At 58.8% G+C, this 25924-nt stretch carries 22 protein-coding genes; 9 read left to right on the top strand and 13 right to left on the bottom strand.

All coding sequences use genetic code 11. The features are described 5' to 3' along the window. Positions 1-173: 173 nt before the first annotated feature. The 6 genes from HY298_17060 (at position 174) to HY298_17035 (ending at position 6444) form a co-directional block, all read left to right on the top strand. Positions 174-1691 carry a sodium:solute symporter family protein gene (locus HY298_17060; GenBank protein ID MBI3851969.1) on the top strand — a complete coding sequence of 506 codons (1518 nt, stop codon included), beginning with the start codon at positions 174-176 and terminating at the stop codon, positions 1689-1691. Positions 1692-1693: 2 nt separating this feature from the next. Next, positions 1694-1855 carry a hypothetical protein gene (locus HY298_17055; protein MBI3851968.1) on the top strand — a complete coding sequence of 54 codons (162 nt, stop codon included), beginning with the start codon at positions 1694-1696 and terminating at the stop codon, positions 1853-1855. A gap of 169 nt (positions 1856-2024) precedes the next feature. Next, positions 2025-3185 (top strand): M20 family metallopeptidase, encoded by a 1161-nt coding sequence (locus HY298_17050; GenBank protein MBI3851967.1) that lies wholly within the window; start codon positions 2025-2027, stop codon positions 3183-3185. A gap of 164 nt (positions 3186-3349) precedes the next feature. Further along, entirely contained in the window at positions 3350-4336 is a 987-nt protein-coding gene (locus HY298_17045) for a Gfo/Idh/MocA family oxidoreductase (protein MBI3851966.1), read from the top strand. 39 nt (positions 4337-4375) lie between these two features. Then, positions 4376-5590, top strand: a complete 1215-nt coding sequence (locus HY298_17040; GenBank protein MBI3851965.1) for an aminotransferase class V-fold PLP-dependent enzyme — start codon at positions 4376-4378, stop codon at positions 5588-5590. Then, positions 5587-6444 (top strand): amidohydrolase family protein, encoded by an 858-nt coding sequence (locus HY298_17035; protein ID MBI3851964.1) that lies wholly within the window; start codon positions 5587-5589, stop codon positions 6442-6444. Before HY298_17040 ends, HY298_17035 begins: the two co-directional genes overlap by 4 nt. A 25-nt stretch (positions 6445-6469) precedes the next feature. Here the strand turns inward: HY298_17035 and HY298_17030 are convergent, their stop codons facing one another. Next, positions 6470-9403 (bottom strand): glycogen debranching enzyme family protein, encoded by a 2934-nt coding sequence (locus tag HY298_17030; GenBank protein ID MBI3851963.1) that lies wholly within the window; start codon positions 9401-9403, stop codon positions 6470-6472. Positions 9404-11123: 1720 nt separating this feature from the next. Between HY298_17030 and HY298_17025 the strand changes: the two genes are divergently transcribed. The 3 genes from HY298_17025 to HY298_17015 all read left to right on the top strand — a co-directional run bounded on the left by HY298_17025 (position 11124) and on the right by HY298_17015 (position 15052). After that, positions 11124-11975, top strand: a complete 852-nt coding sequence (locus tag HY298_17025; protein MBI3851962.1) for a hypothetical protein — start codon at positions 11124-11126, stop codon at positions 11973-11975. 16 nt (positions 11976-11991) lie between these two features. After that, positions 11992-13734, top strand: a complete 1743-nt coding sequence (gene tadA / locus HY298_17020) for a Flp pilus assembly complex ATPase component TadA (GenBank protein MBI3851961.1) — start codon at positions 11992-11994, stop codon at positions 13732-13734. Between the two features lie 112 nt (positions 13735-13846). After that, positions 13847-15052, top strand: coding sequence for a molybdopterin molybdotransferase MoeA (locus HY298_17015; GenBank protein MBI3851960.1), 1206 nt, complete (start codon positions 13847-13849; stop codon positions 15050-15052). 16 nt (positions 15053-15068) lie between these two features. On the opposite strand, the gene HY298_17010 is transcribed toward HY298_17015, so the two are convergent. From HY298_17010 to HY298_16955, 12 genes are all read right to left on the bottom strand, one after another. Further along, positions 15069-16136, bottom strand: a complete 1068-nt coding sequence (locus HY298_17010; GenBank protein ID MBI3851959.1) for a hypothetical protein — start codon at positions 16134-16136, stop codon at positions 15069-15071. Positions 16137-16198: 62 nt separating this feature from the next. Beyond that, the gene (gene lpxA / locus HY298_17005) at positions 16199-17002 is read right to left on the bottom strand and encodes an acyl-ACP--UDP-N-acetylglucosamine O-acyltransferase (GenBank protein ID MBI3851958.1); all 804 of its coding nucleotides are present in this window, start codon (positions 17000-17002) and stop codon (positions 16199-16201) included. 145 nt (positions 17003-17147) lie between these two features. Next, a complete protein-coding gene (radC, locus tag HY298_17000) occupies positions 17148-17858 on the bottom strand; it encodes a DNA repair protein RadC (protein MBI3851957.1) in 711 nt (236 codons plus the stop codon). 47 nt (positions 17859-17905) lie between these two features. Beyond that, positions 17906-19201 carry a GTPase HflX gene (hflX, locus tag HY298_16995; protein ID MBI3851956.1) on the bottom strand — a complete coding sequence of 432 codons (1296 nt, stop codon included), beginning with the start codon at positions 19199-19201 and terminating at the stop codon, positions 17906-17908. A gap of 121 nt (positions 19202-19322) precedes the next feature. Beyond that, positions 19323-20873 (bottom strand): hypothetical protein, encoded by a 1551-nt coding sequence (locus tag HY298_16990; GenBank protein MBI3851955.1) that lies wholly within the window; start codon positions 20871-20873, stop codon positions 19323-19325. Between the two features lie 9 nt (positions 20874-20882). After that, the gene (gene miaA / locus HY298_16985) at positions 20883-21881 is read right to left on the bottom strand and encodes a tRNA (adenosine(37)-N6)-dimethylallyltransferase MiaA (GenBank protein ID MBI3851954.1); all 999 of its coding nucleotides are present in this window, start codon (positions 21879-21881) and stop codon (positions 20883-20885) included. Between the two features lie 6 nt (positions 21882-21887). Beyond that, on the bottom strand, positions 21888-22673 hold the full coding sequence (gene lgt / locus HY298_16980) for a prolipoprotein diacylglyceryl transferase (GenBank protein ID MBI3851953.1): 786 nt from the start codon (positions 22671-22673) through the stop codon (positions 21888-21890). Between the two features lie 44 nt (positions 22674-22717). Next, on the bottom strand, positions 22718-23767 hold the full coding sequence (locus HY298_16975; protein ID MBI3851952.1) for a DUF3106 domain-containing protein: 1050 nt from the start codon (positions 23765-23767) through the stop codon (positions 22718-22720). 1 nt (position 23768) lies between these two features. Further along, positions 23769-24272, bottom strand: a complete 504-nt coding sequence (locus tag HY298_16970) for a hypothetical protein (GenBank protein MBI3851951.1) — start codon at positions 24270-24272, stop codon at positions 23769-23771. Positions 24273-24318: 46 nt separating this feature from the next. After that, positions 24319-24930 (bottom strand): sigma-70 family RNA polymerase sigma factor, encoded by a 612-nt coding sequence (locus HY298_16965; GenBank protein MBI3851950.1) that lies wholly within the window; start codon positions 24928-24930, stop codon positions 24319-24321. 421 nt (positions 24931-25351) lie between these two features. Beyond that, positions 25352-25507: a hypothetical protein gene (locus HY298_16960; protein MBI3851949.1), complete on the bottom strand. Its 156-nt coding sequence runs from the start codon at positions 25505-25507 to the stop codon at positions 25352-25354. Further along, the gene (locus HY298_16955; protein MBI3851948.1) at positions 25504-25914 is read right to left on the bottom strand and encodes a hypothetical protein; all 411 of its coding nucleotides are present in this window, start codon (positions 25912-25914) and stop codon (positions 25504-25506) included. The genes HY298_16960 and HY298_16955 overlap by 4 nt, the downstream gene beginning before the upstream one ends. Between the last annotated feature and the right edge of the window lie 10 nt (positions 25915-25924).

Here is a 25924-nt window from a genome sequence, read left to right as displayed (position 1 = left end):
CGAAGCCGTGTTCGCCAGGACCATCCAGTATTCCACGGCCATGGCGGTGAGGGCGCTGACCGTATTCCTGGTTGAATTGTTTTGCATCGTTTGCGCCGGCAGGTTTACCTGTTTCACAAGTTACCGTTGACCGCCAACACGATGAAACATTCACCGCACATTCTTTCACCGACATGACATTGGCGCCTTTGGATTGGGCAATCATCGTGGTTTACCTCGTCGGGTGCATGGTCGCGGGCATCTGGATGCGGCGCTATATCTCGCACGTGGACGATTTCACGGTGGCCGGGCGCGAGGTGGACGTGAATCTGGGCATCGCTTCGCTGGCGGCCACGGAGATGGGTCTGGTCACGATCATGTACACGGCGCAGCTCGGCTTCGAAAAAGGATTTGCCGGCGCGACCATCGGGGTGATCTGGGCGATTTGTTTATATCTGGTCGGCGCCACCGGATTTGTCATCGGCCCGTTGCGGGCGGCGGGCGTGGTGACGATTCCGGAACTGTTTGAAAAACGGTTCGGCGTCAAGGTCCGCATCCTGGCCGGTTTTTTTGTCGCGGTGGGCGGCATCCTCAACATGGGAATCTACCTTCGGCTCGGCGGCGAGTTTCTCGTCCACGTGACCGGCATGCCCGTGGCGAGTCTGCAATGGGTGATGACCGCGTTGCTGGGCCTCGTGCTCGTTTACACGGTGCTGGGCGGCATGTTGTCGGTGCTCGTGACGGATTTCCTGCAATTCATCGTGATGGGTCTGGGCATTGTCATCACTTCAATCCTCGTAGTAATGCAGGTTGGCTGGACGGATTTGGTGAACGGCCTTTGGAATCATTGGCTGGCCGCTCCGGCAAGCGTGGTCGCCGACGCAACGGTGAAAGCCGCGCATCCCTTCAATCCATTTCATGCCACTAGCTTTGGCAGCGGCTACTTGCTCTGGCAGATGATCCTCATTCTGAGTGCTGTAACAACGTGGCAGACGATGGTAACACGCGTGCTCGCTTCCAAGAACGAGGCGACGGCGAAAAAGATGTACCGGCGCACGGCGTTTTATTTTGTCGGGCGTTTTGCGCTGCCGGGATTGTGGGGCGCGGCGGCGCTGATTTATTTCACCAACCACGGCGGGTTGCCGGCGGACCTCACGAGTTTGACGGCGATGCCGGCGTATCTCAAAACGCTTTTGCCCGTCGGCCTTATCGGCATCGTGATCGCCGCGATGCTGGCCGCCGAAATGTCCACCGACAGCGGCTACATGTTGACGTGGGCCACGGTCATCTACAACGATCTGATCCTGCCCTGCGTGAAGCGTCCGCTCTCAGAAATGAACCGGTTGCTCATCACGCGCACGCTGGTGCTGTTGATAGGCGTGTTCCTGCTGTTCTTCGGCTTGTGGTATGAAATTCCCGGCAACGCGTGGGATTACCTGGGCGTGACGGCGAACATTTATCTGGCCAGCCTGTTCACGCTGCTGGTGGCGGGACTCTACTGGCCGCGCGCCAATTCGTGGGGCGGGATTGCGGCCATTATTTTGGGCGCGATCGGCCCGGTCACGTTTCTAGTCGTGAACGCCTTCGTGGCGAAAGAAAACCAGATCGCTCCGCAGGTCGCCGGCTTTTCCTCGATTGCGCTGGCGTTTTTGGGCATGGTCGTCGGCTCGTGGCTGGGGCCAAGACCGAAACCGTCCGCTTCGGAGATTTGACTATGACACAATTGTGGATCGTCTTTTGGACGGCAATAATCTTTGGCTCGATCGCCTGGTACGGCTTCCTGTTGTTTTACATCGGGATCAAAGCCTGGAAGGAAATCGGCCAATTGGCCCGCACTCTCGAATCGCGAAAGCCGCCTGCGAAAGCGAAGGAATGAAGAGCTTCTTTCAGAACCCGGCCCGTGACGTAGCGCAGGCGTCCTCGCCTGCGAGTTCACGGGGCGTCCCGCCCCGTATTCCTTCGAGCGGCGAGACGCCGCCCGAACTCGCAACCGGGACGGTTGCGCTACGAAGTTCACGGTGGAATTCTCAGCTGCGCTCCAAGCCATGAAACCCACGACGCCACTCGAAATCGCGCAGGCGCTGGTCCGGATTCCCAGCGTGAATCCGAATTACGATCCCGCAAGCCGCGCGGAAAAGGACGTCGCCGCGTGGATTCAGTCCTGGGGAGAGGAACACGATTTTGAAACGCGCACCCAACCGGTGCTCGAGGAGCGCGCGAACGTCATCCTCCGACTTCGTAACGGCGCCGACCATCCGCATCTCCTGCTCAACGGCCACACGGACACCGTCGGCGTGGCGGGCATGAGCATCCCGCCGTTTGCCGGCGACGTGCGTGCGGGACGACTCCGGGGTCGCGGGGCGGCGGACATGAAAGGGCCGCTGGCGTGCATGTTGGCGGCCGCGGGGCAGCTCCGCCAAGCGCTGGCGACGTGGAGAGGCACGCTCACGGTGGCTTGCGTCGTGGACGAGGAATTTAAGTTTCGCGGCACGCTGGCGTTGATGGAGCAGCTCGACCAGCCGGACTTCGCCGTGGTCGGTGAACCGACTTCGCTGCGCGTCGTGCGGGGCTGCAAGGGTTGCTTGCGATTTTCGATTCGCGCACACGGACGCGCCGCCCACAGTTCCAAACCGGAACAGGGACGCAGCGCCATTGTAGCCATGGCCCGCGCGATTCTGGAGTTGGAAACTTTTTTCCAAGAACGCCTGGCGCAGATTCGCCATCCGGATTTCGGTTGCAGCACCGGCTCGATTGGTTTGATTGAAGGCGGATCGGGAATCAATATTGTCCCGGAAGATTGCCACATCCAGGTGGATGTCCGACTTCTTCCCGGTCAGGACGCAAACGCAACGCATCGCGAAATCGAATCCACCCTCCGCAGTCGCTTGAACAACGTGAAGGACATCGAATGGATTTTTGAACCACCGGGCGTGATTGATGCCGGCTATGAAATGTCCGCCAACAGCGCGTTGGTTCGTCACGCGTGCGCGGTTGTGGGCATGGGCGAATCGGAAGTGGTGTTTTATTCGTGCGACGCGAGCAAGATCGCCGAGAAAGACGTCCCGTGCATCATTCTTGGGCCGGGAGACATTGCCGCCGCCCACACCGCCGACGAATCCATTGCCGTGGATGAACTGGAAGCAGGCGCTGACACGTATGTGCGGCTTGCTCAGAGACTGATGCCGCCCGGTCCGCAACCGCACTGAACGACAGATGAACTCAACATGTCAGAAACGCAACCCAAAGAGCAGATGAGATGTTTGATATTCCAGTCCCGTTGGAGTTCAAGCTTCAGCTTGCCCCCTGCTGCTGAAAGCCACTCGGACCGCAAGCTAAAGCTTGAACTCCAACCTCAGACAACCTGCTCCCAATGAAAGAGCCGATCAAGATTGCCGTCATGGGCGTGGGCGCCTTCGGAGCGTTGCACGCCAGAACGCTCAACGCACTGCCCGAAGCCCAGTTGGTGGCGCTCGGGAATCGCACGCGTTCAAAAGCCGAACACTTGGCCCGCGAACTCAGGGTCTCGCACGTCTTCGGCGCGGTCGAGGAATTGATTGAGAGAAAAGTTGCGGACGCCCTCATCATCGCGACGAACACCGAGACCCACGTGCCCATGGCGAAAGCAGCCCTGGTCGCAGGAATGCATGTTCTGATTGAGAAGCCGCTCGCCGGCAACCTCGCCGACGCGCGGAGTCTGGCCGACGTTTGCCGCAAATCCGACCGCGTCGCCATGGCGGGGCACATCTGCATGTTTCATTCGCTCGTCGCTCCGCTCATTGAGCGAGTGCAGCGTAGGGGTTTCCGCTCGGCGCATTTTGTCCGTCATCGTCCGGCCCGGATTGTGAAACTCTTTCCAGAGGAACATCCGATCACCTTGACGATGGTGCACGATCTCTACATGGCCGCGCAGATGGCCGGCGGCGCTGAACCGGAAGCTTTCGACGCCTTGGACGCGCTGAATCCCGGTGGGAAAGCGGATCACGCCTGGGCCACGTTTCGCTGGAGCGATGGCCGCGTGGCCACGTTTCATTCGCACTGGATTTTGCCGGACGGCTCACCGGGCGACGGATTCGACTGGCTGGAAGTATTTGGCGAATCTTATCATACGCGGGTGGACACCAATCCACAGAACTGGACCTGGACTGAGGACAAAGTCACGTGGCCGGTCGCGCTCGAAATCTCAACGACCCACGGTCGTCCGACTGGAATGTTGGCTGAAGAACTGCGCTCGTTCATCGCAGCCTGTCACGGCGCACCCGTTCCCGCCGGTTGCCGGCTCGAGGACGCCGTGCAGGTCCAGCGCTGGATGGAAGAGCTTTTGAAATCCGCGCAATCCAAGCGCGCTGTCAACTCATAGCCGCTGTCGTCTCAAACCGCTGAACCGTGAACCGATCTTATGTTAACTGCTGAAACTCGCGCGCGGGATTTTCCCGGCCTGGACAAACAGTCTTACTTGAACACCGCCGCCGAAAGCATTCCGCCGGCCTGCGTTGGCGAAGCGTTGCAGGATTATTGGCGCGACAAACTGCACGGCATGAAGGGGCGCGACGCGCACTTTGCGCGCTTGGAGGAGTGTCGCGAAATCGCCGCGCGCATGATTCATCGCCGGCCCTCCGAGGTTTCGTTCTGTTCCAGCAGCGCCGAAGCCTACAACCTGCTGGCCACTGCGCTGAAATTGCAGCCGCGTCACGAAGTGGTCGTGAACGACCTGGATTTTCCTTCCGGCGCGACGCCGTGGCTTTCGCGCGATTGCAAAGTGAAAGTCTGGAAGTCACGCGATGGCGCGCTCCTCGTCGAGGACTTGCTGCCGTTGCTGAATGAACGAACCCGTCTCGCGCAGACGTCGCTCGTGAGCTTTGTCAACGGCCATCGTCTCGACTGGGCCGCGTTTCGAAACGCGGTGCGAAGCCGCGCGCCGCGCGCGTTGATCTCAGTAGATGTCACGCAAGCGTTGGGGCGCGTGGTGCTGGATTGCCAGGATGCGGATTGCCTCATTTCGAGCACACACAAATGGGTGCTCGGCATCCACGGCGGTTGTATCGTCGGCATCCCCAGGAAACGTGCCGAACAACTCACTACCCGGGCCGGCGGCTGGTTTCATCTGCTGAACGCGTTTGAAGCCGACCGCTTCGAACGAGTCGCGCCCAAGCCAGGCGCGCCCAGTTTTTCGGTCGGCATGCCGAACTTCGCGGCGATTTATGCATTGAACGCCGCGCTGCGTTACGTGAATGCGGTTGGGGTTGGGAACATCGCGCGTCACGCTGATCCACTGGTGGCGCAACTTCAGCAGGGCTTGTGCGAATTGCGTGTGAGGCCGATGACCCCGCCCCAACGCGGCGGCTCTGGCATCGTGGCCTTTGTTCATCCGCAAAATGCCGCGATTCATGCCGCGTTGGAACGCGCCAATATTCACGTCATGCACCACGCGGGCCGGTTGCGAATCTCGCTGCACGGCTACAACACGGTTTACGACGTGGAGCGCTTCCTCAAAACGCTGAAGCTCTTCCTGAACCCGACCGTAGCCGCCGGCGTGCGGAGGCGGATTACCTTGGTTCCTCACCCGTCCGCCTCCTCACGTCGGCGGCGACGCAAGGTCCTCCGCTCCCGATGAAACTAGCCGATGCGCATTTGCATCTTTTTCGCCAGGGCTATGCCGGACGTTACGGTGCGGCTTGGGTGAACCCACACGAACTTCAACTTTACGAAACATTCCGCCGGGTGCATGGTATCGAGAGCGGACTGGTGATTGGATACGAGGGCCGGCCGGCGTTTCGCGGCAACAATCGTGACCTCGCGGCTTGGGCAAGAAAACATCCCTGGATCACCCCACTAGCATTTCTGCCGGTCACATCCCCACCGACGGTCAAACTTCTTGAGGCGCGGCTTGGGCAGGGTTTTGCCGGCCTCGCGCTGTACGTCCTGACCGTGGCTGATGCGGAACCGCTGAACTGCTGGTCGATCTCCGCGTTGCAATGGCTCAATGAGCATCGGCAAATCCTCAGCTTCAATGCGCGGCCCGAAGCCCTCGCACAGCTCAAGCCGTTCCTGGCGAAGCTGGATCAATGCCCGACGCTGATCAGCCATTTGGGATTGCCCGGTCGTTACACAGCGCCACCTTCCCAGCGCGAGGCGCGGAAGATTTTGCAGCCGCTTCGGTCCTTGGCGAAGTTGCGGCAAGTGGGCGTGAAACTTTCCGGTTTGTATGCCCTCAGCGAACCGTCGCACGCCTATCCGCATCGCAGCGCCCGTCCCTTTCTTTTGCAACTTTATGATGACTTTGGCCCGGAGCGATTGTATTGGGGCTCAGACTTCAGTCCCGCCTTGGAACACGTTTCGTTTCCGCAAACGATTGACGTTCTCTTTCAACTCGGGTGGCCCGCCAGCGATTTATGCCGCATCATGCACGACAACTTGACGCGCGTGCTTCGCGAGCACAGGCCGAATCGTAGGGTGAGCGTTCGTTAATAATCGGTTCAGCGGCCACGAAGGATTACCGAAACTCGTTGAGCAATTTCCAAACCCGCAAGGCTTCGGTCACGCCCCAGGCTTGCGCGTCGCAACCGCGCGGTTGATGCGGCGCATCGCCATCGAGAATCTCGGGCAGGTGTCCGAGGCAACCCTCGGCCATGAGCCGATCCAGGCTGCCGAGGTAGGCTTTGGTGGCGGCGACGGCGGCCGGTGAAAAATCCCATGCGCGCGCCAACGCCTCACAAAAAATCGGGAATGTCCACGTCCAGGCGGTGCCGTTGTGGTAAGCCGGCTTGCGCCGGGTGTCTTCGTCGCCTTCGTAACGGCCCCAATACGGCTCGATGGGATTATTCAACAACTTGCCGTCGTGACTGTGGATGGGCAGCGGTGGCGAAACCGGCAGCGGTGCCAGTGAGCGCAAGGCTCCCGGCACGACGAGGTGACGCAATGCGGCATCGACGCAACGTTGCGCCCGTTCGCCATTGACCAAGCCGAGACTCACCGCCAACAGGTAATTGCTCCGCAGTGAATTGTCCGGTGGCGAGGAGCGGGCGGGTTGCCCGGCCTTGGCAACGAGTGAATCAGCCAAGTAACCGCCATCCTCCAGCCAGTAAAGACTGTGCAGGGACGCTTCGGCACGATCGGCGATGGCACCCCACGCCTCGTCGTCGGGCTTGACACGGAGCCGTTCGAGCAGGCGCAAGAGTCGAATCCAAAGCACCTGAATTTCCACCGGATAACCTTCCCGCGGCGTGCAGGCGGGAAAATTCGTATCCATCCACGTGAAATGGCTGGGACTCCAGATCAAGCCGGAAGCGGCATCCATTCGAATACCGTTCTGGGTGCCGGTTTTGTAGTTCACGCCAATACTGCGCAGCACATCGGCGATGGTCCGTCCGCGTTTGTCCACCTTCGTCTCGTAAAATGTCGCGTTTGTGGCTGCGGCGGTCTCCTCGCAGACGATTCCAAACCACAACGGCGCGTCGGATGTGTCGCGGTTGGATGCGTTGTCGCCGTTGAGGGTGTTCGGCAGCGTGCCGTTCTCCTCGAAGCGCGCGAAGGTGACCAGCAATTGCGTGACCTCGTCAATCAGGCCGGCGGCGAGCAGGCCGCGCGCGCAGATGAGTGAATCTCGTCCCCAATCGAGAAACCACGGATAACCGGCGATCACGGTTTTGCCACCGTTGCGGCGGACGACAAAGGCGCGAGCCGCGCGCGCGAGCTGTTGGGCGAAAGCGTCGCCGGGCTGGGAGACTGGTGATTCGTGATTGGTAATCGGCAATTCGTTCGTGGCCGGTTCGTCAGTCTCAGCGGTGATCACGAGTGTCACCGATTCGCCTTTGGGGATTGGTAAATCGAACCAGCCGGGACTCCAGGCGTCGCCGCTGGCCGTCTGCCCGCGCGATTGTTCCACCGGATGGGGAATGTTTTCTGACCATTCCTCGGCAGCGTGGTAAAGACCGCCGTCACTGAACACGCGGAGTTGACGGTCGATGGCTGGCGTGAAGGCAAAACCGGTCTGGTCGTCAAGCGGATGGGTGTGTGTTGTGAAGTGATGGTCCGCACCGCCGTTGCGGTGGGTCTCCGTGTGAAAATTTCGGTCTTCAATATCGAACCGGACCGTGAGCCGGACATCGCATTGCGCCGGCAAATCCTTGCCGAGCGGTGGCGCGGATGGAGGTCGCTGGAAGCACAACACCGTGGTGTTGCGCTGAGGCACCATGCTCGCGCGAAGATGGATTTCGACACTGCGAGCGTCGCCAGCGTTGGCCACAAAACGCCAGCCAGCAGGAGGACCTGCCTCGAAGGCCACAAGATTCTCGCCATTCAACGGCGTGATGAAGCCGTCGGCGTTGACCCAGACGCGCACACGCTTCACGAAAATGTGCCGGTCAACCGGCAGCGTGGGATGAAGGTTCGCGCCCAGCACGCAATCGTATTTGGAATTCACGCAGCCAAGATCGACGCACATTCGCGCCATGCCGCCGAGGCCGTTGGTCAGCAGCACGAGGTCGTCTGAATGCGGAGTGGCCAGTGCGGTGCGCGCAACATCTGGCAGTGGCGACAGGTATCGAATAGCAGCCACAACGTGTGGCTCACCAGTTGCAAAGCGCTCAAGGACAAGTTCGGCGTGGGCGGCGGTCGGGCGCGGCGCGAAGCAAGTGACGTGGCCATCCCGGACTTGAATGGACTGGGCAGGTTGTGATTGGCCGCCGTCGTTGAAATTCAACGCGGCACGAAAGGGCGCCGCATCTTGAAGCAGCAACCAGTGTTCCGGCGGAACGAGGACGATGCGTTGGGCGTCGGGCGGTGTCCAGGTCACCACTTTCGGAAAATGTTTTTCGCCACCGGCTTTTAGCAACGCGGCGCGCAGGTCAACCCGCATCAAGGCGCGGTCCAGATGAAACAGGGAGGCCAGAAATTGTCGGGGGTTGGCATGGACGCATTGCGCCAACGAGCGCCAATCGCAAGGGCCAATCGCCTCCACCGCGAAGAGACGGCTCAAAGCAGTGAGAGCAAAGGCGGCCTGTGCTCTGGCCCTGCGGTAGGCATCGCCGCTCAAGCCCTGCGGCCCATCAGTGGCGGAGAGACAAAACGCCGCGCCGGGTTTCAGGTTGAAATGGATTGCGCCATCGTGGCTTCGCTTCAGTTCAGGTAAAGATTGACCGAGCAGATCACACTTGTAGGTAGGCCGTTCCCCCCTCACCCCGTCCCTCTCCCCCTCGTCGCCCCGTGGAATAGCCAGGGTAGCTGCCGGAGGTCGCGAAGCGTTTATTCCACGGGGCGAGGGGGAGAGGGTGACCTCTTCGCTGGATGAGAGGAGATTCGTAGCGAGAGAGAATTTTTGCTCATTCTCGAGGTCGTTGTTGACGAGCACGAGCACGCGGTCTTTGCCTTCGGCCGATTCACGCAACAGGGCGTAAACGGGCGAGTCAATGGGACTGAGCCGCGTCAGTCTCGCGCCGTCAAAGAAACATGGATGATCGGCGAGCAGTTTGTTCAGTCGGGCAAGTTCGGTGACGAGGTTATCTTGGCCGCCCCACGCGAGACCGCCACAGGAATGGACGTTGATTTTTTCGGTGGCGAGCCATTCGACGCCGCAGGTGAAGCCGTAGCCGCCGTTGACGCTGGTCAATGCGCAGAGGCGGTTTCGGAGGAGCGACCAAGCGCGGCTGCGCGCGGCGAGGCGGTCATTGTCGTGTGTTTCGCTGTAATGGACGAGGGCACCCACCCGATCGCTTTGATGAAGGCTGTGATCGAGATACTGGGCCACCTCGCGCCCGGAATGGTTTTGAAAGAGTTCGGAATAGGCCCACTGCATGCCGCCCTCGCTCAGCAGAATCTCCGTGGTCTCCCAGGCGCCGCCGAGACCTTCGAGTAAAAAAATTGTTTCCGGAAATTCCTGGCGCACGCGGGCGATGAGGTAGCGCCAGGCGTGTACCGGAACTTTGTAGCCGGCATCGCAGCGAAAACCATCCACGCCGCGCCGGCACCAGATCAAAAAAACTTCCGCGAGTTCGTCCCACAGCGCGACGTGCCGGTGTTCCAGTTCCACCAGGTCCTCCCACACCACGCCCCAGGCGCCCGGGCTGACGAAATTGCCGGCGGCATCACGCAGATACCAATCGGGGTGCTTTTCCTGCAGCGTCGCGCCCCAACCGGTGTGGTTGATGACGATGTCCAGAAACACGCGCCCACCTTTGAGATGGGCTGCGTAGGTCAACTCGCGGAATTGATCGACGCCCGTCGTGCGGCGGTCAAACACCACCAGCGCGGGATCAATGGCGGTGAGATCCAGACTGGCATAGGGACTGCCGAATCGACCGAAGCGGGCGTAAGTGGTGGGTGCGGGATTCACCGGCAACAGATGCAGAATGCGGCAGCCGAGGGTATCGACGATGTGAGGAAGTTGCTGAAGCAGGTCGCGCAGTTTTCCCGAAGGCGGAATGACGGTGTAACCTTGCCGCTCCAACTGACGGAACTGCACCTCCAGTTTTTCGTCCTGCGTGGTGACAAAGTTTTTGGTGCCGCCAAACATGCGCGAGAAGGCGCAGTAAATCGTGTTGGCCGTGCGGCAGGCGTCCGGCTGAACGGAAAGGCCGACGTCCGGACCCCCGGGCCAGTGTTGCCAGCCGCGCGGATCAACGGCGTAAGCCTTGGCCTTGAAATAACCGACCTCGGTCAGCGGCAGTTCCAGTTGCCATTCCTGTTCCTGCTGCGTCATCGGCAGGTCGCGCCAGGAGCCGCCGGCGAGCGGCAGTTTCTTCGTGTGGGCCTGGATGATTTCGCTGCGCAACACCTCGGCGCGGCCCAGATTGGTGCGCAGCCGGGCGCACCAGCCGGCGGGCAACGGTCGGCCTTCGCGGTCGCGCAGCGTGAAGCGGACGCGGTCGCCGACGAAGCGTTGGGATCGTTCGCCCGCCGCGGGAATCATGATTGGCGACAGTTCATGCATGGTTGATGCTGTGGGCCGGCTTCCCGGCCCGGTCCAAGCCGAGCCTCCTCAATCCGAACGCGAATTGCAATTCCGCAGCTCGAGCGGTTTGGAAAAGGAAGGTTGCGTTGGCAGAGACAACCCGCTATTATTGTTTCCGAGTTTGCGGCGAAAGTTCAATGGCCGTGTTCCTCGGGCGTGAGGCCGGGCGCGGCGGGATGGTTGAAAGAAATAAATTGTCATGGCCGGCACATTGACCAGCAGTGAAGAAGCCCAGTTGGGCCAGACGATTGAGATGTTTGAGGTCATCACTCAATCGCAGCCGCTGGATTATCAATCGTTGGAAATCCTGAAGGAAGCCTACTTCAAGCTGGGCCGGGAACAGGATGTGGCGAGCACTTCCAAACGGATTGCCCAGGCTTATGTGCAATTGGGCCAGCTTTCCTCGGCCATTCTGGAGTACGAAACCATCCTCCAACGTTTTCCGGGCGATCCGGATGTGCAAGCCGCCTTGAAGGAAATCGAGAACAAGGCCAACAAGCTGGCCGTCGAGACTTCGCCGGGCGGCACGACGATGCTGAACAAAGCGCCTGGGGGCACCAACCGCATCAAAAAACCTTCCGCCAAACCGGCGTCCTTGGAGGTCGAAGATGGCCGCCAGGAGATGTACAAGATTTTTGTGGAGAGCAAGCTCATCTCCGCGGGCGATTTCGATCTGTGCTGGGCCAAAGCGGATTTATCAAGTCCGCCGAACGGAGTGATCGAGCCCTTCATCCAGGTGTTGGAAACCAAGGGGATCATGGCCGCCAACAAATGTGTGAAAATTCTGGCGGACAAACTGCGGCTGGCCTTTCTGCCGCTGGACAAGTACGAGATCGACATGGAATTGGCGCACAGTTTTCCGGCGGAGACCTGCCAGCGCTGGTGTGTGCTGCCCTTTGATCGCATGAGCAAGTCCGTGCTGGTGGCCACGGCCAACCCGTTCAATCGCCAGGCCGCCAAGGAACTCCAGGAGGCGACCCACAACCGGCTGTTATGGTACTTGACCCCGCCCTTTGACCTCGTGCACACCCTGCAACGAATCTTCCGTTAGAATTTTTTTTTGAACCATGCCACCGCTTAAATCTTTTGGAGAACGAATCGCCGACGCCCTGGTGGAAGACGGTTTGCTCTCGCCCAAGCAGGTGGAAGAGTTGTTGCAACAACAAAAGAAAGAAGGCACCCGCCTGCTCAAACTCGTCGTCGAAAAAGCGTACGTCAGCGAGGTGGACCTGGCCGTCTCCATGGGGCGGGTGTTGCATACGCCGCCCGTCAACCTCGCGCGCATGGGCATTGCCCAGGACGTGGCGGACCTGCTGCCCCGCGACGTGGCCCACAGCCACAAAGTCCTGCCCGTCTCGCGGCTGGACAATAAATTGTATCTGGCGATGGCCGACCCGTTGAACGTGCTGGCCATCGACGACGTCCGGCGGATCACCAAACTGGAAATCACACCGCTGATCGCCTCGGAAAAGGCGATCCTCGACAAGCTGACCAACCTGGAAAGCGTCAAGGGCGGCAGCATGGAGGACATCATCCAGGACGCCCAGAAGAAGGCGGACGTGGACGCCGAGGCCGATAATCTGGAAGTGGCCCGGGAAACGATCGAGGAAGTCAACCTCGACCAACTGGCCGCCTCCAGCGAGGAAGCGCCGGTCATCAAACTGGCCAACCTCATTCTGGTGCAAGCCATCAAAGACCGCGCCAGCGATATCCACATCGAACCGTTCGAAAAAATGGTCCGCTTGCGCTACCGCATCGACGGTTCACTGGTGGACATGACGCCCCCGCCTTCAAAAATGGCCGTCGCCCTCACCTCCCGTCTCAAAATCATGAGCAACCTTGACATTGCTGAGCGCCGTCTGCCCCAGGACGGTCGCATGCGCGTGCGCGTGGCGGGCAAGGATTTTGACTTGCGTGTTTCCTTTCTGCCCACCGTGCACGGCGAGAAATGCGTGCTCCGCGTGCTCGACAAGACCAGTCTTTCCGCCAGCATCGACAAGCTGGGTTTGGACCCCGACACCTTTCAACAGTTCAAGACTGCCGTGAATGCGCCGCATGGACTGATCCTGGTGACGGGTCCGACCGGCTCCGGCAAGACCACCACCCTTTACTCGGCGCTCAATGAACTCAACAACCCGGAATACAACATCGTCACCGTCGAAGACCCGGTGGAATATCAAATTCCCGGCATCAACCAGGTGCCCGTCCGAAAAGAAATCGGATTGACCTTCGCCAATGCCCTCCGCTCCATTCTGCGACAGGACCCGGACATCGTGATGATCGGCGAGATTCGTGATACCGAGACGGCTGAAATCGCCGTCGAAGCGGCGCTCACCGGCCACCAGGTCTTGAGCACCATGCACTGCAACGACGCCGCCGGCGCCATCGCCCGTCTGGATGACATGGGCATTGCGCCATTTCTTATATCCTCCTCCGTAATCCTGGCCGCCGCGCAACGCTTGATGCGGCGCATCTGTTCGCACTGCAAAGAACCGGTCACTTACCCTTCCAAAATGTACGAAGACCTCAGCATTGATCCGAGTCTCTTCGATGGAGTTGTCCTGTTCCGCGGACGGGGGTGCGAGCGTTGCAAGAATTCCGGCTATGCGGGACGGCTGGCCATCATCGAAGCGATGACGGTGACCGATCAAATCCGCAAGCTCATCATCGCGCACGCCAATTCGTCGGACCTGGCCAAGGTCGCCATCGGCGAAGGTATGAGGACCTTGCGCATGGTGGCGTTGGAACGGGCACGCGATGGCATTTCGACTTTGGAGCAAGTGCTGGTCTTGACCGCCGCCGCGCATTGAACCAAGCCACTTCGCCCTGTGGAATAAATGCGAACTCACGCCCGGCAGCTACCGCCACTATTCCACAGGGCGAGCTCCACCGGCTACTCCCAACTTCAGCCCCATCGTCGTTATGCTCGAACTTGAAAATGCTTTGACGCGAATTCTCTCCGCCCTCCCGGCACCGGAGCCGGAAAAAATTCCATTGGCGCAGGCGCACGGGCGCGTGTTGGCCGAACAAATCCTTTCGCCGCTTGATCTCCCGGTCTTCGACAACTCAGCGATGGATGGCTACGCTGTCCGCGCCAGCGATGTCGCCGCCGCCCACAGCGATTGCCCCGTCCGGTTACGACTTTGCGGTAGAGTCGCGGCGGGCACGGTGTTTGACGGTGAAGTTCAACCCGGAATGTGTGTGCGTCTGTTCACCGGTTCGCGGCTGCCGCTTGGCACGGACGCCGTGATGATGCAGGAGGACACTCGCACCGAGGCCAACGATCCGGAAGGGGTTTTGTTTCTTGACCAGGTGAAGCCGTGGGAAAACGTTCGCTTGCGGGGCGAGGATGTGCAGCGCGGCGCCATGCTCGGCCAGCCGGGAGATTGTTTGACGGCTGGGCGCGTGAGTCTGCTGGCGGCAGTGGGGTTGACGCAAGTGAAGGTCGGTCGCCGACCGGACGTTGGCTTGCTGGCCAGCGGTTCGGAATTGCGGGAAGCGCGGCAAACCCTGTCGCCCGGCCAGATTTACGAGAGCAATCGTGTTGGTCTGGCGACACTCCTATCGAGGGCAGGCGGAATTTCGAAAATGTTTCCGCTTGTCCCGGACACTTTGACCGCCACGCGCAGCGCGCTGGAAATGGCGTTCAACCAATGCGATGCCGTGGTCACGTCGGGCGGTGTTTCGGTGGGGGAGATGGATTTTATCAAACGCGCCTTTGAGCAGATGGGCGGCGAGCTGCAATTCTGGAAGGTTGCGATCCGGCCGGGCCGGCCATTTGTTTTTGGCCGCTGTCAGGAGAAGCTTTTGTTCGGTCTGCCCGGCAATCCGGTTTCTGCGTTCGTCACTTTCCTGTTGTTAGTGCGACCGGCCTTGTTGCGCTGGCAGGGCGCCCGCGATGTGAATCTGCCCGCGCATCCCGGAGTGTTGGCTGAAACATTGACCAACCGCGGTGAGCGCCGGCATTTCATGCGGGTCGTGGTCGATGACGCGGGAAACATCCGGTCTGCCGGCACGCAGGCTTCGCACTGCCTCGGTTCGCTGGCGGCCGCCAACGGCCTGGTGGACGTGCCACCCAGCACCACTCTGGCTCCGGGAACGACGGTGAGCGTGATGCGCTGGGAATGACGGCCGCGCACGCCGACTAGAACTTGCGCGTCGGGAACGTGAAGTTTGGCTGCGGCGGTTGCACCTTCGGGGTCGGGCTGGGCTGCAACGCAGGCGTCAGACTTGATTGTCCAAACGGTCTTGCACTGAAATCCTGCAGTAAACCCGGCTGAAAGACAGTGCTCGGATTGAACCCGCTCTGGATCGGATTGAAGGGATCCTGCTGGGTTGGCGCCGTCAACCCTTCCAAACTTCTTGCAGGGTTGGGCAAGGCCCGTGCGGCATCGACCTGCTGATTCAACGGATCCAATGAACCCAAAATGGGGGAAGAAACGGTGTGCGGCTCCAACAATTGTTTGAACTCCTCCATCCGCGCCTCGCGGGCGGTGTCCCGGCTGGTTTGAAAGCTGTCCTTCAGCAGGCTTGGAAAAGGAGTGCCCGTGAGCGTCGTCGAAGGAATCTCAGTTTTATCGCTCAAATCCGAAGGAAGAAAACCTTGCGATAACTTTTCGGGGTTGTTGAGGTCACCTTGCAACGTTTCGGGACGGTCATGGGAGCGCGACGAGTTGAACTTGTCCTTCTCCTTGTCGGCGACGGAGTCGCCTTTGTCTTTCTTTTTGTCGCCACCTTGCGTGCGATCAGGATTCTGATTATACCTTTCGAACGCGGACAGAGGTTTCTTTTCCTGGCCATTCTTCTCATACTCTTTGACTTTGAAAATCTCCTCGGGCGTCGGCCCCTTGGTCAAATCGTCCGGGTTCATGAACACCCAGTTCTTGAGCAATTCCTCGCGGTCCTTGGCGCGTTTGCTCCGCACTGCCGGGCGCGGGGGCGGTCGAAACGGGGTGGTGATGACCGGGCCAAGCGAGCTGTCGGGATTAAGCGATTCGAACGGCTTGGACGTCTCCTCCTCCAACTGTCGCAAATTGGCGGGTTGCGGCCTCAGTTGGTTCAAATTGGAACTCACCGTGACATCTTGCGGTGCGGAAAACTCAATCGGCTGGCCGCGCTGGGCCAGAACCGTGGCCGCGGCGAGGCAACCCAGGGCAACCCCCACCCCCATCAGGTGAATCCGCGGAGACGATTGTTTGGCGCTGTAACACATTTGATTGGCTAACGATACTTTGACCACGTTTGTTAGTCAAAGTTCAAATCAGAATAGACGCTTCACTGTTCGTCCTCGTTATTCGAATCTCGAAGGCCGCCCACGTCGGAACAAATGCCGCGTTTGGAGGACGCGATGAATTCCAGCAGGACCTTCGCCGGTGCGCTGGCAAATTCTTTTTCCGCCGCTGCCAGCGCCTCGCGCAAATTCCGCCCGCTCCGAAACAAGGCGTTGTAAAGCTGCTTCAATTCCTGCCGCTCCTCCGCGGTAAAACCTGCCCGGCGCAGACCCACGGTGTTCAGCCCGCACATGTCGTTGGAACGGCTCGCGACGGTGAACGGCGGCAAATCCATGCTGATGGCCGACCCGCCCTGCATGAAGGCCAGTTCTCCGACACGGCAGAACTGGTGCACCAGACAATTGCCTGAAATGAACGCCCGGTCGCCCACGGTCACATGCCCGGCCAGCAACGCGCCATTCGCCAGCACGATGTTGTCCCCCAGACAAACGTTGTGACCCACGTGACTGTTCGCCATCAGAAAATTGTGCGAACCGATGAGGGTTTCCTCCTTCAACTTGTTGGAGCGGTTCACCGTCGCGTGCTCGCGAAAGACATTGTGATCGCCAATGCGCAACCGCGTCGGTTCGCCGTTGTATTTCAAGTCCTGCGGCGCATCGCCGATGACGCAGCCGGTGTGAAACTGATTGTGCGCGCCGATGGTGGTGTGGCCGGTCAAGTGCACATGCGGCCCGACAACGCAATGGCCGCCCAGCACGACGTGTTCATCAATGACGGCATAAGGCCCCGCGCTTGCGGTCGGGTCGAGCGTCGCCTTCGGGTGAATGATTGCTGTGGCGTGAATCATGCGCGGAGTTAAATCTAAAGGGCCAAGCGGGAGAATCCAAGTATCCAATTACCCAAACACCCAAATACCCGGCATCACGCGATCTCGTCTTGGGTATTTGGGTATTTGAGTGTTTGGGTATTTGTGTCCTTGGGTATTTTCCTTGTCACGAATAAAAATATCCCAGCTCCCGCAACGAGGCGTAATCCTTGGATCGCTCCTCAGTGCGGCGACCGAGGATGACGTGATCCAGCACGTCAATCTTCAACAATTGCCCGGCGCGAATCAAATCGCGCGTCACTTTGATGTCCGCCTCGCTCGGTGTCGGGTCGCCACTGGGATGATTGTGCACGAGCACGACGGCGGCGGCGTTGGCGGCGATGGCCAGCTTAAAAACTTCTCTGGGATGCACCAGAATTGTGTCGAGCGTTCCTTGGGAAATTTTTTCCATGCGGATCAATTTCCGCCGCGTATTGAGCAGGAGCACCTGGAAGTTTTCCACCTGATAGGAACGGTTCTCCTCGCGCAGCAGGTCGGCGATCCGTTCCGGGTTGTCCAAAACGGGTGATTCGCCGCGCAATTCCTTCGCCATGCGCTGCGCGAGTGTGAACGCGGCCACCAGTGTCACGGCCTTATCGCGGCCGATACCTTTGATGCGCTGCAAATCCTCGAGCGAAGCCTGGGCCAGCGCCGCCAGGGTCTCGTACTTGGTCATGAGCTGTTTCCCGATTTCCACGGCGTTGGTGCCTTTCAGCCCGGTCCGAATCAGGATGGCGACCAACTCCGCGGGACTCAGCGCGTTGGGGCCGTGTTCGACCAGACGTTCGCGCGGTCGCTCGCTGGCAGGTTGGTCTTTGATCCGCTGGCCGGCGCTCATGTTGGCTGGCTTCTTACAACCTCCACCCGCGGATTGCACGGAGAAAACTACTCGAGTGCCACAATCGAGCCGTTGACCTCGGACACGATGTAGGGCGCGAATTCTTCGCGCAAATGCGGCGGAATGCGCGCCTTGAATCGCGCGGTGTCACCTTCATACTCGCGCTCCACGACCTGCGCCACGGCGTGCAACCTCGCGATGACCGCCGACGCCTCATGTGGCACGGCCAACTCCACAAACTCGCGCGCCGGCCGCAACTGGCTGCCCAATTCCGCCAACAGTGAAGGAACCGCCTCACCGGTTTTGGCTGAGACGCCCGCGGCGCTGGGAAAACGTTCGAGGAATTTATTCAAACGTTCAGCAGTCGGTAGTTTGTCGATTTTGTTGAACACCATCAGCGTCGGTTTGCCGGTTGCGCCGATCTCTTCCAGCACGGCGTTTACCGCCGCGATTTGTTCCTCCGCCTGTGGATGGCTAATGTCCACCACGTGCAACAACAGATCGGCCTGGACAACTTCTTCAAGCGTTGCTTTGAATGCTTCCACCAGATCGTGCGGCAATTTGCGGATGAAACCAACCGTGTCGGTCAACAAGACGTTCTGGTTCGTCGGCAGGCGCAAACGTCGTGTCGTCGGATCAAGCGTGGCGAACAGTTTGTCCTCCACCAAAACCGCCGCGCCGGTGAGCGCCTTGAGCAACGTCGATTTGCCGGCGTTCGTGTAGCCAACAATCGAAGCCAGGGGCCAATGATTGCGCTGGCGTCCATGCCGCTGCGTCGCGCGCTGGCGGCGCACCACTTCGAGTTCGCGCGCGATTTTTGAAATGCGATCCTGCACACGGCGACGGTCGGTTTCCAACTGGGTTTCGCCGTCACCGCGCATCCCAATGCCGCCCTTCTGCCGCGAGAGGTGACCCCAGAATCGGGTGAGTCGGGGCAACAGATGCTGGAGTTGCGCCAGTTCGATCTGCAACTTGCCTTCCCGCGTGCGCGCGCGCTGCGCAAAAATGTCGAGGATGAGCGAGGTGCGATCGAGCACTTTGCAGTTGAACACACGTTCCAGGTTGCGGCCCTGGGCCGGCGAAAGCTCGTCATCAAAAATCACCGTGTCCACGTCATGCCGGCGGCAATGTTGCGCGAACTCGTCCGCCTTGCCGCTGCCGATGAACGTGGCCGCAAACGGCGACTCCAGTTTTTGCGTGCCATCGCCGACGACTTCGCCGCCGGCGGTGGAGGCGAGTTCGGAAAGTTCGTCCAGTGAATCGCGCGTGTCCCAAGTGGTGCGCGTCTTAAGTTCCACGCCGACGAGAAAGACTCGTTCGGTTCGTTTTGTTGCTGTCTCGATCAGTGCTTTCAAATCAATGTCGGCTGTCTTTGGCTGGTGTCACGATAACACATTTTAACTCGGATGAAAGAAAAGTCGTTTGGCCGAAAGAAAGGGGCAGATGCATCGTGGCGGCGAAGCGTTAATTCTTGGCTGCTTCTTTGCGGTAGGTTTCGATTTCCTCCGGCAGTGCGGGTGAAGGCCAGACAAAATCCTTCCGCGCCCAGAGGGATCGCGTGTTCTTCCTGCCGTCCATCAACGCTAAATCTCCGCCGTCGTCCCGTCCGTCTTCGCCAACAGAGTAGAGAGTGAATGTACCGTCCGGTTTGAACCGATATTTCACCGGTTTGCCATCCATGTAGTCAACGGGCACGGACGAGATGAATTCCGGCACGAGCACGTCGAGCGTCGTGGGCAATTTGCCGTGGCGGAGCGAATAGCGTTTGAGCACGACCGCGCAGACGGTGAGCGAGCGGTCCGTCTCGGTTTGCATCGCCTTCAAGATCGTTCTGGAAAGCGTCCTAACACTGTCAGGCCCGGGATAACGCAACTGTTCGTAAAAGTTCTTTGCTTCGGTATTGGAGGACAGTTGGTCCAAAGCATTCTCGATGGCCTTGTAGGATTTGTTCTTCGCACAGATTCGCCCCAGTTCAAGCAGCGCTTGTAGGTTTTTCGTGCTCCGAAGTTGCTCCTGGTGCGACCACGAGAAACGCCAGACCCGACAATAGATTTGTTTGCGAGCGAAGTCGGCGATTTGCTCGCCGTAGGGCAAACTCTCCAGAAACTTCTCCCATGAAGAATCTTCAAAGCCAGCTCCCAAAAAGAGCGCTGCCAGTTTTGAATCACCACTGAATAGGAGATTGAAAGTGTCATCATTGGACGCACGCAACAATTCGGAGGTCGCGTCGGAAAAAATTCGTTCACCTTCCAAACTGCGGGCCATACTTCCCGCGAAGTCATGGCTCTCCCATGCTTTCTGCAGTGGGACCAAATCCTCATCCGTCCAGCCGTCCGCCTGCAATGCTTCCCACGTGTCGGTCTTGGCAACGGCTGCGATGGCGATTCGCACCAACTCGCTGATCGCCGTGTGATCCTCCGCCATGAGTCGGGGCAGGCTGATCTCGGAAACCAATTCACGGGACGCATCGTGCAACCGGTCTTCGTGCAACGCCAGTTGTGCGCCGCTGGCAAACCAGTAGGTGAGCGTCTTACCACGCCACAAATGAGGGAATTGCAGCTTCATCCCTTGTGCGAGATCAAGATGGTTGTTGAGAACCGGCTTTGCCAACGCGCTTCGGATTTCCGCCAGCGTCGCCTCGTTCGTTTTCAGATCGGAAGCGAGCTGATCCCAATGGTTGGTTACTTTGTCCTCCACCCAATCGCTTTCACGATAACCGATGATGGCGCGCCCGGACACCGTCAATTTCATCCGGGGCGGATAATGCTTGGGGAGAACTGGACCATCCTTGAACCGCTCAATCCATTCCGCGACCGCTGGCGCGCCGTTGTCAGTCTCGGAGTAAGAGGATTGAAAATCCCTGGCCGTCAATTTCTCGCCGATTGCAGCCAGTTCGCGTCTGTAACCTGCTAGAGAAATCTGACCCCGCAGCCTCTCGAATAGCATGAAAACAAAAATAAGAGCGAACAGTGTCAGCAGAACTTTAAGCAGTACTTTGATCCGCCGCTTGAGCATGACGCCAGACTAGCCTGTTGACCGAACTTTCACAAGCCCGGCGACGCGGGCGGGTGAATCGTCTGCTTCCAATTCAATCCACTCCAAATTCAACTGTCGCCGAAACCACGTCATCTGGCGTTTGGCGAATTGGCGCGTGCGAACTTTGACGAGTTCGACGGTTGCAGCCAGCGACCGCACTCCGCGTAGGTGTTCGACCGCTTGCCGGTAGCCAAGCGACTGCATGGCGGTTTCGTTTTCAGCCAGACCGAGATCCAACAGCCGTCGGGTTTCCTCGATCAGCCCCTCCCGGAACATCGTGTCCACGCGAGCGTCGATGCGCGCACGAAGATTGGCGCTTTCGCGGGCAAGGCAGAAGGAGTTGGCTGCGTGATGCGTGATGCGTGATGTGTGACTCCACTCAGCGCGTTGCGTGGAAAAGGGTTTGCCAGTCAAGCGAATCACCTCGATGGCGCGAATGACGCGGCGCGGATTCTGGCGATCAATTTTTTCAAAAGTCGCCGGGTCGCGCGCTTCCAATTCCCGCAACAAATCCGACAGCGGAGTCGCTTGCAACTCTGCGCGCAATGTTTCATCGGCCGGCGGCGCATCGCCCAAACCCTCGATAAAGGCTTTGAAATAAAGGCCGCTGCCGCCGCACAAGATGGGCACACGACGACGCGCTTGAATGTCCTCCACGGCCTGATGAGCAAGCCGCGCAAATTGGGCGGCGTCGAACGATTCGGTCAGATCGACGACATCAATCAAATGGTGCGGCACGCGCTGACGTTCTTCCAGCGACGGCTTCGCGGTGCCGATGTCAAGGCCGCGATAAACCTGCATGGAATCGACACTGATGATTTCGCCACCGAGCTGATCGGCCAGCCGCAGCGCGACTTCCGATTTGCCGACGGCTGTCGGACCGGCGAGGAGGAGGGGGCGAGGAAGTCGGAGGTCGGAGGTCTGCGGCCGGAGAGCCGTCTCCTGGCTTCTGACATCTGGCCTCTGACTTCTGACTTCTGGCTGCATCCTCCGCTATCCTCGTTTTTCCTGGCGACGGGGCAGTTTCCAGAACAGCAACAAACCCACCGCTAAAATGCCGAGGCTGACCAATTGGGCGGGCGTCACCATCCCGCCGAGATAGTAAACGGGATAATCGCCGCGAAACGATTCGACGAGCGTGCGCAACAAGGCGTAGCAGACCAGATAGGTTGCAAAAACCTGGCCGTTGAATTTCTTGCGGCGATAAAGCCACGCCAGCGCCGCATAGAGCGCAAAGTTCAACAACGATTCGTAAATCTGTGTTGGATGTACTCGGTGGGGATAAGTCTCGTGGCCTTTCGGGAAATGGATCGCCCACGGGAGATCGCAAGCGCGGCCGTAACAGCAGCCGTTCATCAAACAACCGATGCGACCGATAGCGTGGCCCAACGCGATGCTCGGTGCCAGAATGTCGGCCAGTTTCCATAGCGGAAGTTCTTTTGCGCGAACGTAGATAATGCCAGCCAGGGACGCGCCGATCAGCCCGCCGTAAAAAACCAGACCACCACGTTGCACCATGAAAATTTCCGTCCACGGCGCGCGCGGAAACAACGGGTCCACGAACAGCGTGTCCCAATACGAAATCACATAGAGCGTGCGCGCCCCTACGATGGTGCCGAGCATGAGCCAGGGACCGAGGTCGATGATTTTTTCCGCCGCCACGCCATCGCGCAATCCGCGTCGGCTCGCCGTCCAAAGCCCGGCCAGAAAGCCCAACGCCACGAGGACCCCGTACCAGTGGATGGAAAGCCCGCCGAGTTGAAGCGCGATTTTATGCACGTTGCCGCAACTTAAAGAGTGCCGGGGAGAGTGACAAGGTCGAATCAGCGCACGCTGTTCGTGGCCAAGGGCACACTGTCGGGGACGCCAGGTGCGGCCAGGTGCGGATCCAGCCGCAAGCCCGGGGGCAAGGGATCCAATCCCTGCGGCATCGGCGGCGTGTCGGCAAGGTAATGAACGAGTCGTTTCCAGGCATCGCGTTCACCGGGTGACATTTCCCGCCAACGTTCGGCGTTCTTCAAAAACCGTTGCTGCTCGTAGGCGCTCATGCGGGCGAACCGACCAAACGATTGCAGACAAAGTTCGCGGGTGGCCTTGGGCAGTTGCTGAAAGGACTGGAGGGTTTTTTCCATTTGCGCCCGCTCGGGTTCGGAAAGCGAACTGAGTGTTTTCTCCTTTTCGGCCGGAGTGAGTTCAAAGAAATGATTGAACTGATCCCTCATCCGCCGCTGATCGTCCGGAGGCAAAGCATTCCAGTGGGCCAGTCTCGCTTCCACTTCCCGGCGTTCGTTCTCCGGGAGCGGTGGCGAAACTTTTGAAGTCTTGGCAATGGTATCCGGGGACAAACCGAAGTAACGGCTGGTGGATTCGTATTCGAGAATCTCCGTTTGCAACGGCGGCGGCAGAATGACCCATTGATTCATCCGGTGTTCAACCAAAGCGCGATCGACCTTGGGAACAGAGGCGAGGATCGCAGGCCAGTTGGTCGCGGGCGTCTTCATGAACCGTAACATGTACCACTGGAGTTGCGTGGTGCTCAGCCGCAATTCGCGCTCTTCGGGCGCGAGCGATTCATATTCCTGCAATTTTGCCAGGATGGCCTGCCGGTCTGCCGGGTCGCGTCCCGCCAACCGCGCCTCGCGTTCGTCCACGTCCATCGCGAGCAGTTCGCGAAATGAATCGACGGGCGATTTGATGAGCGAAGCGGCCGCGTTAGTGTTGGCGGCGACATTTGGCGCAGCCGGACGGACGGGCGCGATGAGAGTCGTGGCAGGCTGACCAGTAAGCTGCGTGAGCGCCAACAGGCAGCAGCCCAAACCGAGGAATAGGGCTGCAGAATCGCGAAGGACGAAAATGGACTGGCCTCGCTTCATTTCAATAACGCAACGCCAGCAATTCACGATCCGCCTGCGGTGGGGTCTGACTCAACCGGTTGATGTCGTCAAAATGTTCCCAAATCTCCAGACTGGTGAAAGAGATAATGTTGGAAACCGGGGCCAGGCTTTTCGCCATTTGTTTCCGGACGGTGACCCGATGATGATGGTAGCCGAACACGCCAATGCACAGAACAACTGCGACGACAGCCGCTCTTGGCAACCAGCCCACCGCTGGCCACCACAGTTTCCTCATAAACTTCGCCGCGCGAGCTTGTTGGCCTGCCTCCCGTTCCACGGCTTGCAGGACACGAGCGGTGAAATTCGACGCCACTGGCACGTCCGGCAAATGTTCCAAAAGCCGGTTCAAACCGACTTCTCTCTCCCAGTCGGTTTGCGCTTCCGGATGCGCCGCCAGAAACGCCCGTATTTGCGCCTCCTCGGCGTCGGTCAGCTTGCGCCGCCAGCTTAGTTCACGCAGTTGATGGTAGAGCGGATCATTCATATCAGTTGCCTTTCTTTTAATAACCGTCACTACGGTAAAGTTGCTTTCATTCTGGAGTCTCCCGCCAGACGCCGGTGCGCAGGTAGGGTTTGAGTTTTTGTTTCAAGGTTTCCCGGCCACGGTGAATCAACGACTTGGTCGCGGACAACGAGCAGCCCAGCACCTCAGCGATTTCTTCGTAGCTCAATTCATCCCCGCGACAGAGCAAAATGGCGGTGCGCTGGTGTTCCGGCAATTCGGCCAGCGCCTCGGTGATCTTGTGTTCGAGTTCGCCGTGCAACAGGGCATCGGGCGGAGAAAAGGTTTTTTCATCCTTGAACTGGCGCAATGGCTGGTCGTCCTGATCGGCGTGCGTGGCATACAGCGAATCCGTCGGGTGCCGCGAACGACGACGAATTTCATTCAGGCAAAGATTTCGAGCGATGGTGAACAGCCAGGTGGAAAACTTGGCGGAGACTTCATAGCGGTGAGCAGACTTGTAAACCTGGAGGAAAACATTTTGCGCCACGTCTTCAGCTTCCGTCACGTCGTTCAACATCCGACCGACGAGATTGGTTACCGGCTGTTTGTACTTGTCCACCAACCCGGCGAAAGCGTCCATGTCACCCCGCTTAACGCGGAGCATCAGGGAAGCATCAGGATCAACATTGACGGACATTACGATGGCAAAGTAACAAAAACCGCAGCGGTCACAAGGTTGCAGTGGCGTTTGACGATGCAAAAGACGTACTCAATATAAATCTTGGAGAACGCTTACGGCAGGCATAAAAAGCTTCCCGCCCGAACACATGGTAACCGAATTGCGTTGTCGAGTGGTGAGAAGGTTGTTGACCTCGCGGCAGACTTCCGGAATAAACCGGGGCCACATAGCTGGGACAGTCGCATCCATGACCGAAGGCGATCCGGGCATTGCGAGTGAAAAATCCTCCCACAACGCCCTTGGTTGACCGGGACAGCGCCACGAGGCGGGCATGGCGTTTGGATGTTCAGTTTGATGTACGGGAGCTTTGCTTCATTCCGAGAAGTGTTCGTAGCCGAGAAGCTGTTCCAGTGTTCAAAATCTATTGGCAACAAGGGTGCTATGGTTGGCGTGTCGAGTTCAAATAAGTCCAGGTGGTGGTCTGGTTCTTGCCGTCTGTCAGCGTAAGTCGGTCGCCGGCAGCGTTGTAAGTGAACTGCGTGAGTTCGCTATTGGCGTTAGTAGCGTAGATGTTTGACTCATCCCTCCCGATCACTTTGAAGGATTATTTTCAGCAGGAGCCATATTTTCGGGATGAGTCATTTCTTTTTCTTGATCAAGTAAGCGACGCAACCTGATCGGGGCATTTGCCCGTTGCAACTCCCAAATGATTATGGACATGAAGATCCAGCCGACTGCAAAAATGAACAGCAGTTCTGGATACACAGATAGTCTTAATCTCCTTCTGAGAGTTTGAAATCTCGCAAGAAAAAAGAATCCAGCCAGTGGGATGATTAGGGCGCACCACTGAAATCTTAAGTAATATGCGGTTATCTGATTCAAAACCTCTGTTTCTTTGTCGGTTCGTAAAATACCGATTTGATTATAAAAGTATACATAGATACAGGCGAGCACACCTGCGATGGAACCGAGAAAAAGTCTATTTTTTGAAAAGCGATTCATATTCAACATA

Source organism: Verrucomicrobiota bacterium, assembly GCA_016200005.1.
GTDB lineage: Bacteria > Verrucomicrobiota > Verrucomicrobiia > Limisphaerales > PALSA-1396 > PALSA-1396.
Note: the sequence above shows the minus strand (reverse complement) of the source record. Positions and strands in the feature narration are given on the sequence as shown.

What these genes read in the sequence shown, in the direction of transcription:
- HY298_16965 (MBI3851950.1), bottom strand. Translation starts at nt 24,930, where the DNA reads ATGTCCGTCAATGTTGATCCTGATGCTTCCCTGATGCTCCGCGTTAAG.
- lpxA (MBI3851958.1), bottom strand. Translation starts at nt 17,002, where the DNA reads ATGATTCACGCCACAGCAATCATTCACCCGAAGGCGACGCTCGACCCG.
- HY298_17045 (MBI3851966.1), top strand. Translation starts at nt 3,350, where the DNA reads ATGAAAGAGCCGATCAAGATTGCCGTCATGGGCGTGGGCGCCTTCGGA.
- miaA (MBI3851954.1), bottom strand. Translation starts at nt 21,881, where the DNA reads ATGCAGCCAGAAGTCAGAAGTCAGAGGCCAGATGTCAGAAGCCAGGAG.
- HY298_17060 (MBI3851969.1), top strand. Translation starts at nt 174, where the DNA reads ATGACATTGGCGCCTTTGGATTGGGCAATCATCGTGGTTTACCTCGTC.
- HY298_17025 (MBI3851962.1), top strand. Translation starts at nt 11,124, where the DNA reads ATGGCCGGCACATTGACCAGCAGTGAAGAAGCCCAGTTGGGCCAGACG.
- HY298_17040 (MBI3851965.1), top strand. Translation starts at nt 4,376, where the DNA reads ATGTTAACTGCTGAAACTCGCGCGCGGGATTTTCCCGGCCTGGACAAA.
- radC (MBI3851957.1), bottom strand. Translation starts at nt 17,858, where the DNA reads ATGAGCGCCGGCCAGCGGATCAAAGACCAACCTGCCAGCGAGCGACCG.
- HY298_17010 (MBI3851959.1), bottom strand. Translation starts at nt 16,136, where the DNA reads ATGTGTTACAGCGCCAAACAATCGTCTCCGCGGATTCACCTGATGGGG.
- HY298_16975 (MBI3851952.1), bottom strand. Translation starts at nt 23,767, where the DNA reads ATGAAGCGAGGCCAGTCCATTTTCGTCCTTCGCGATTCTGCAGCCCTA.
- HY298_16990 (MBI3851955.1), bottom strand. Translation starts at nt 20,873, where the DNA reads ATGCTCAAGCGGCGGATCAAAGTACTGCTTAAAGTTCTGCTGACACTG.
- HY298_17050 (MBI3851967.1), top strand. Translation starts at nt 2,025, where the DNA reads ATGAAACCCACGACGCCACTCGAAATCGCGCAGGCGCTGGTCCGGATT.
- HY298_16955 (MBI3851948.1), bottom strand. Translation starts at nt 25,914, where the DNA reads ATGAATCGCTTTTCAAAAAATAGACTTTTTCTCGGTTCCATCGCAGGT.
- HY298_17015 (MBI3851960.1), top strand. Translation starts at nt 13,847, where the DNA reads ATGCTCGAACTTGAAAATGCTTTGACGCGAATTCTCTCCGCCCTCCCG.
- tadA (MBI3851961.1), top strand. Translation starts at nt 11,992, where the DNA reads ATGCCACCGCTTAAATCTTTTGGAGAACGAATCGCCGACGCCCTGGTG.
- HY298_17035 (MBI3851964.1), top strand. Translation starts at nt 5,587, where the DNA reads ATGAAACTAGCCGATGCGCATTTGCATCTTTTTCGCCAGGGCTATGCC.
- HY298_17055 (MBI3851968.1), top strand. Translation starts at nt 1,694, where the DNA reads ATGACACAATTGTGGATCGTCTTTTGGACGGCAATAATCTTTGGCTCG.
- HY298_16970 (MBI3851951.1), bottom strand. Translation starts at nt 24,272, where the DNA reads ATGAATGATCCGCTCTACCATCAACTGCGTGAACTAAGCTGGCGGCGC.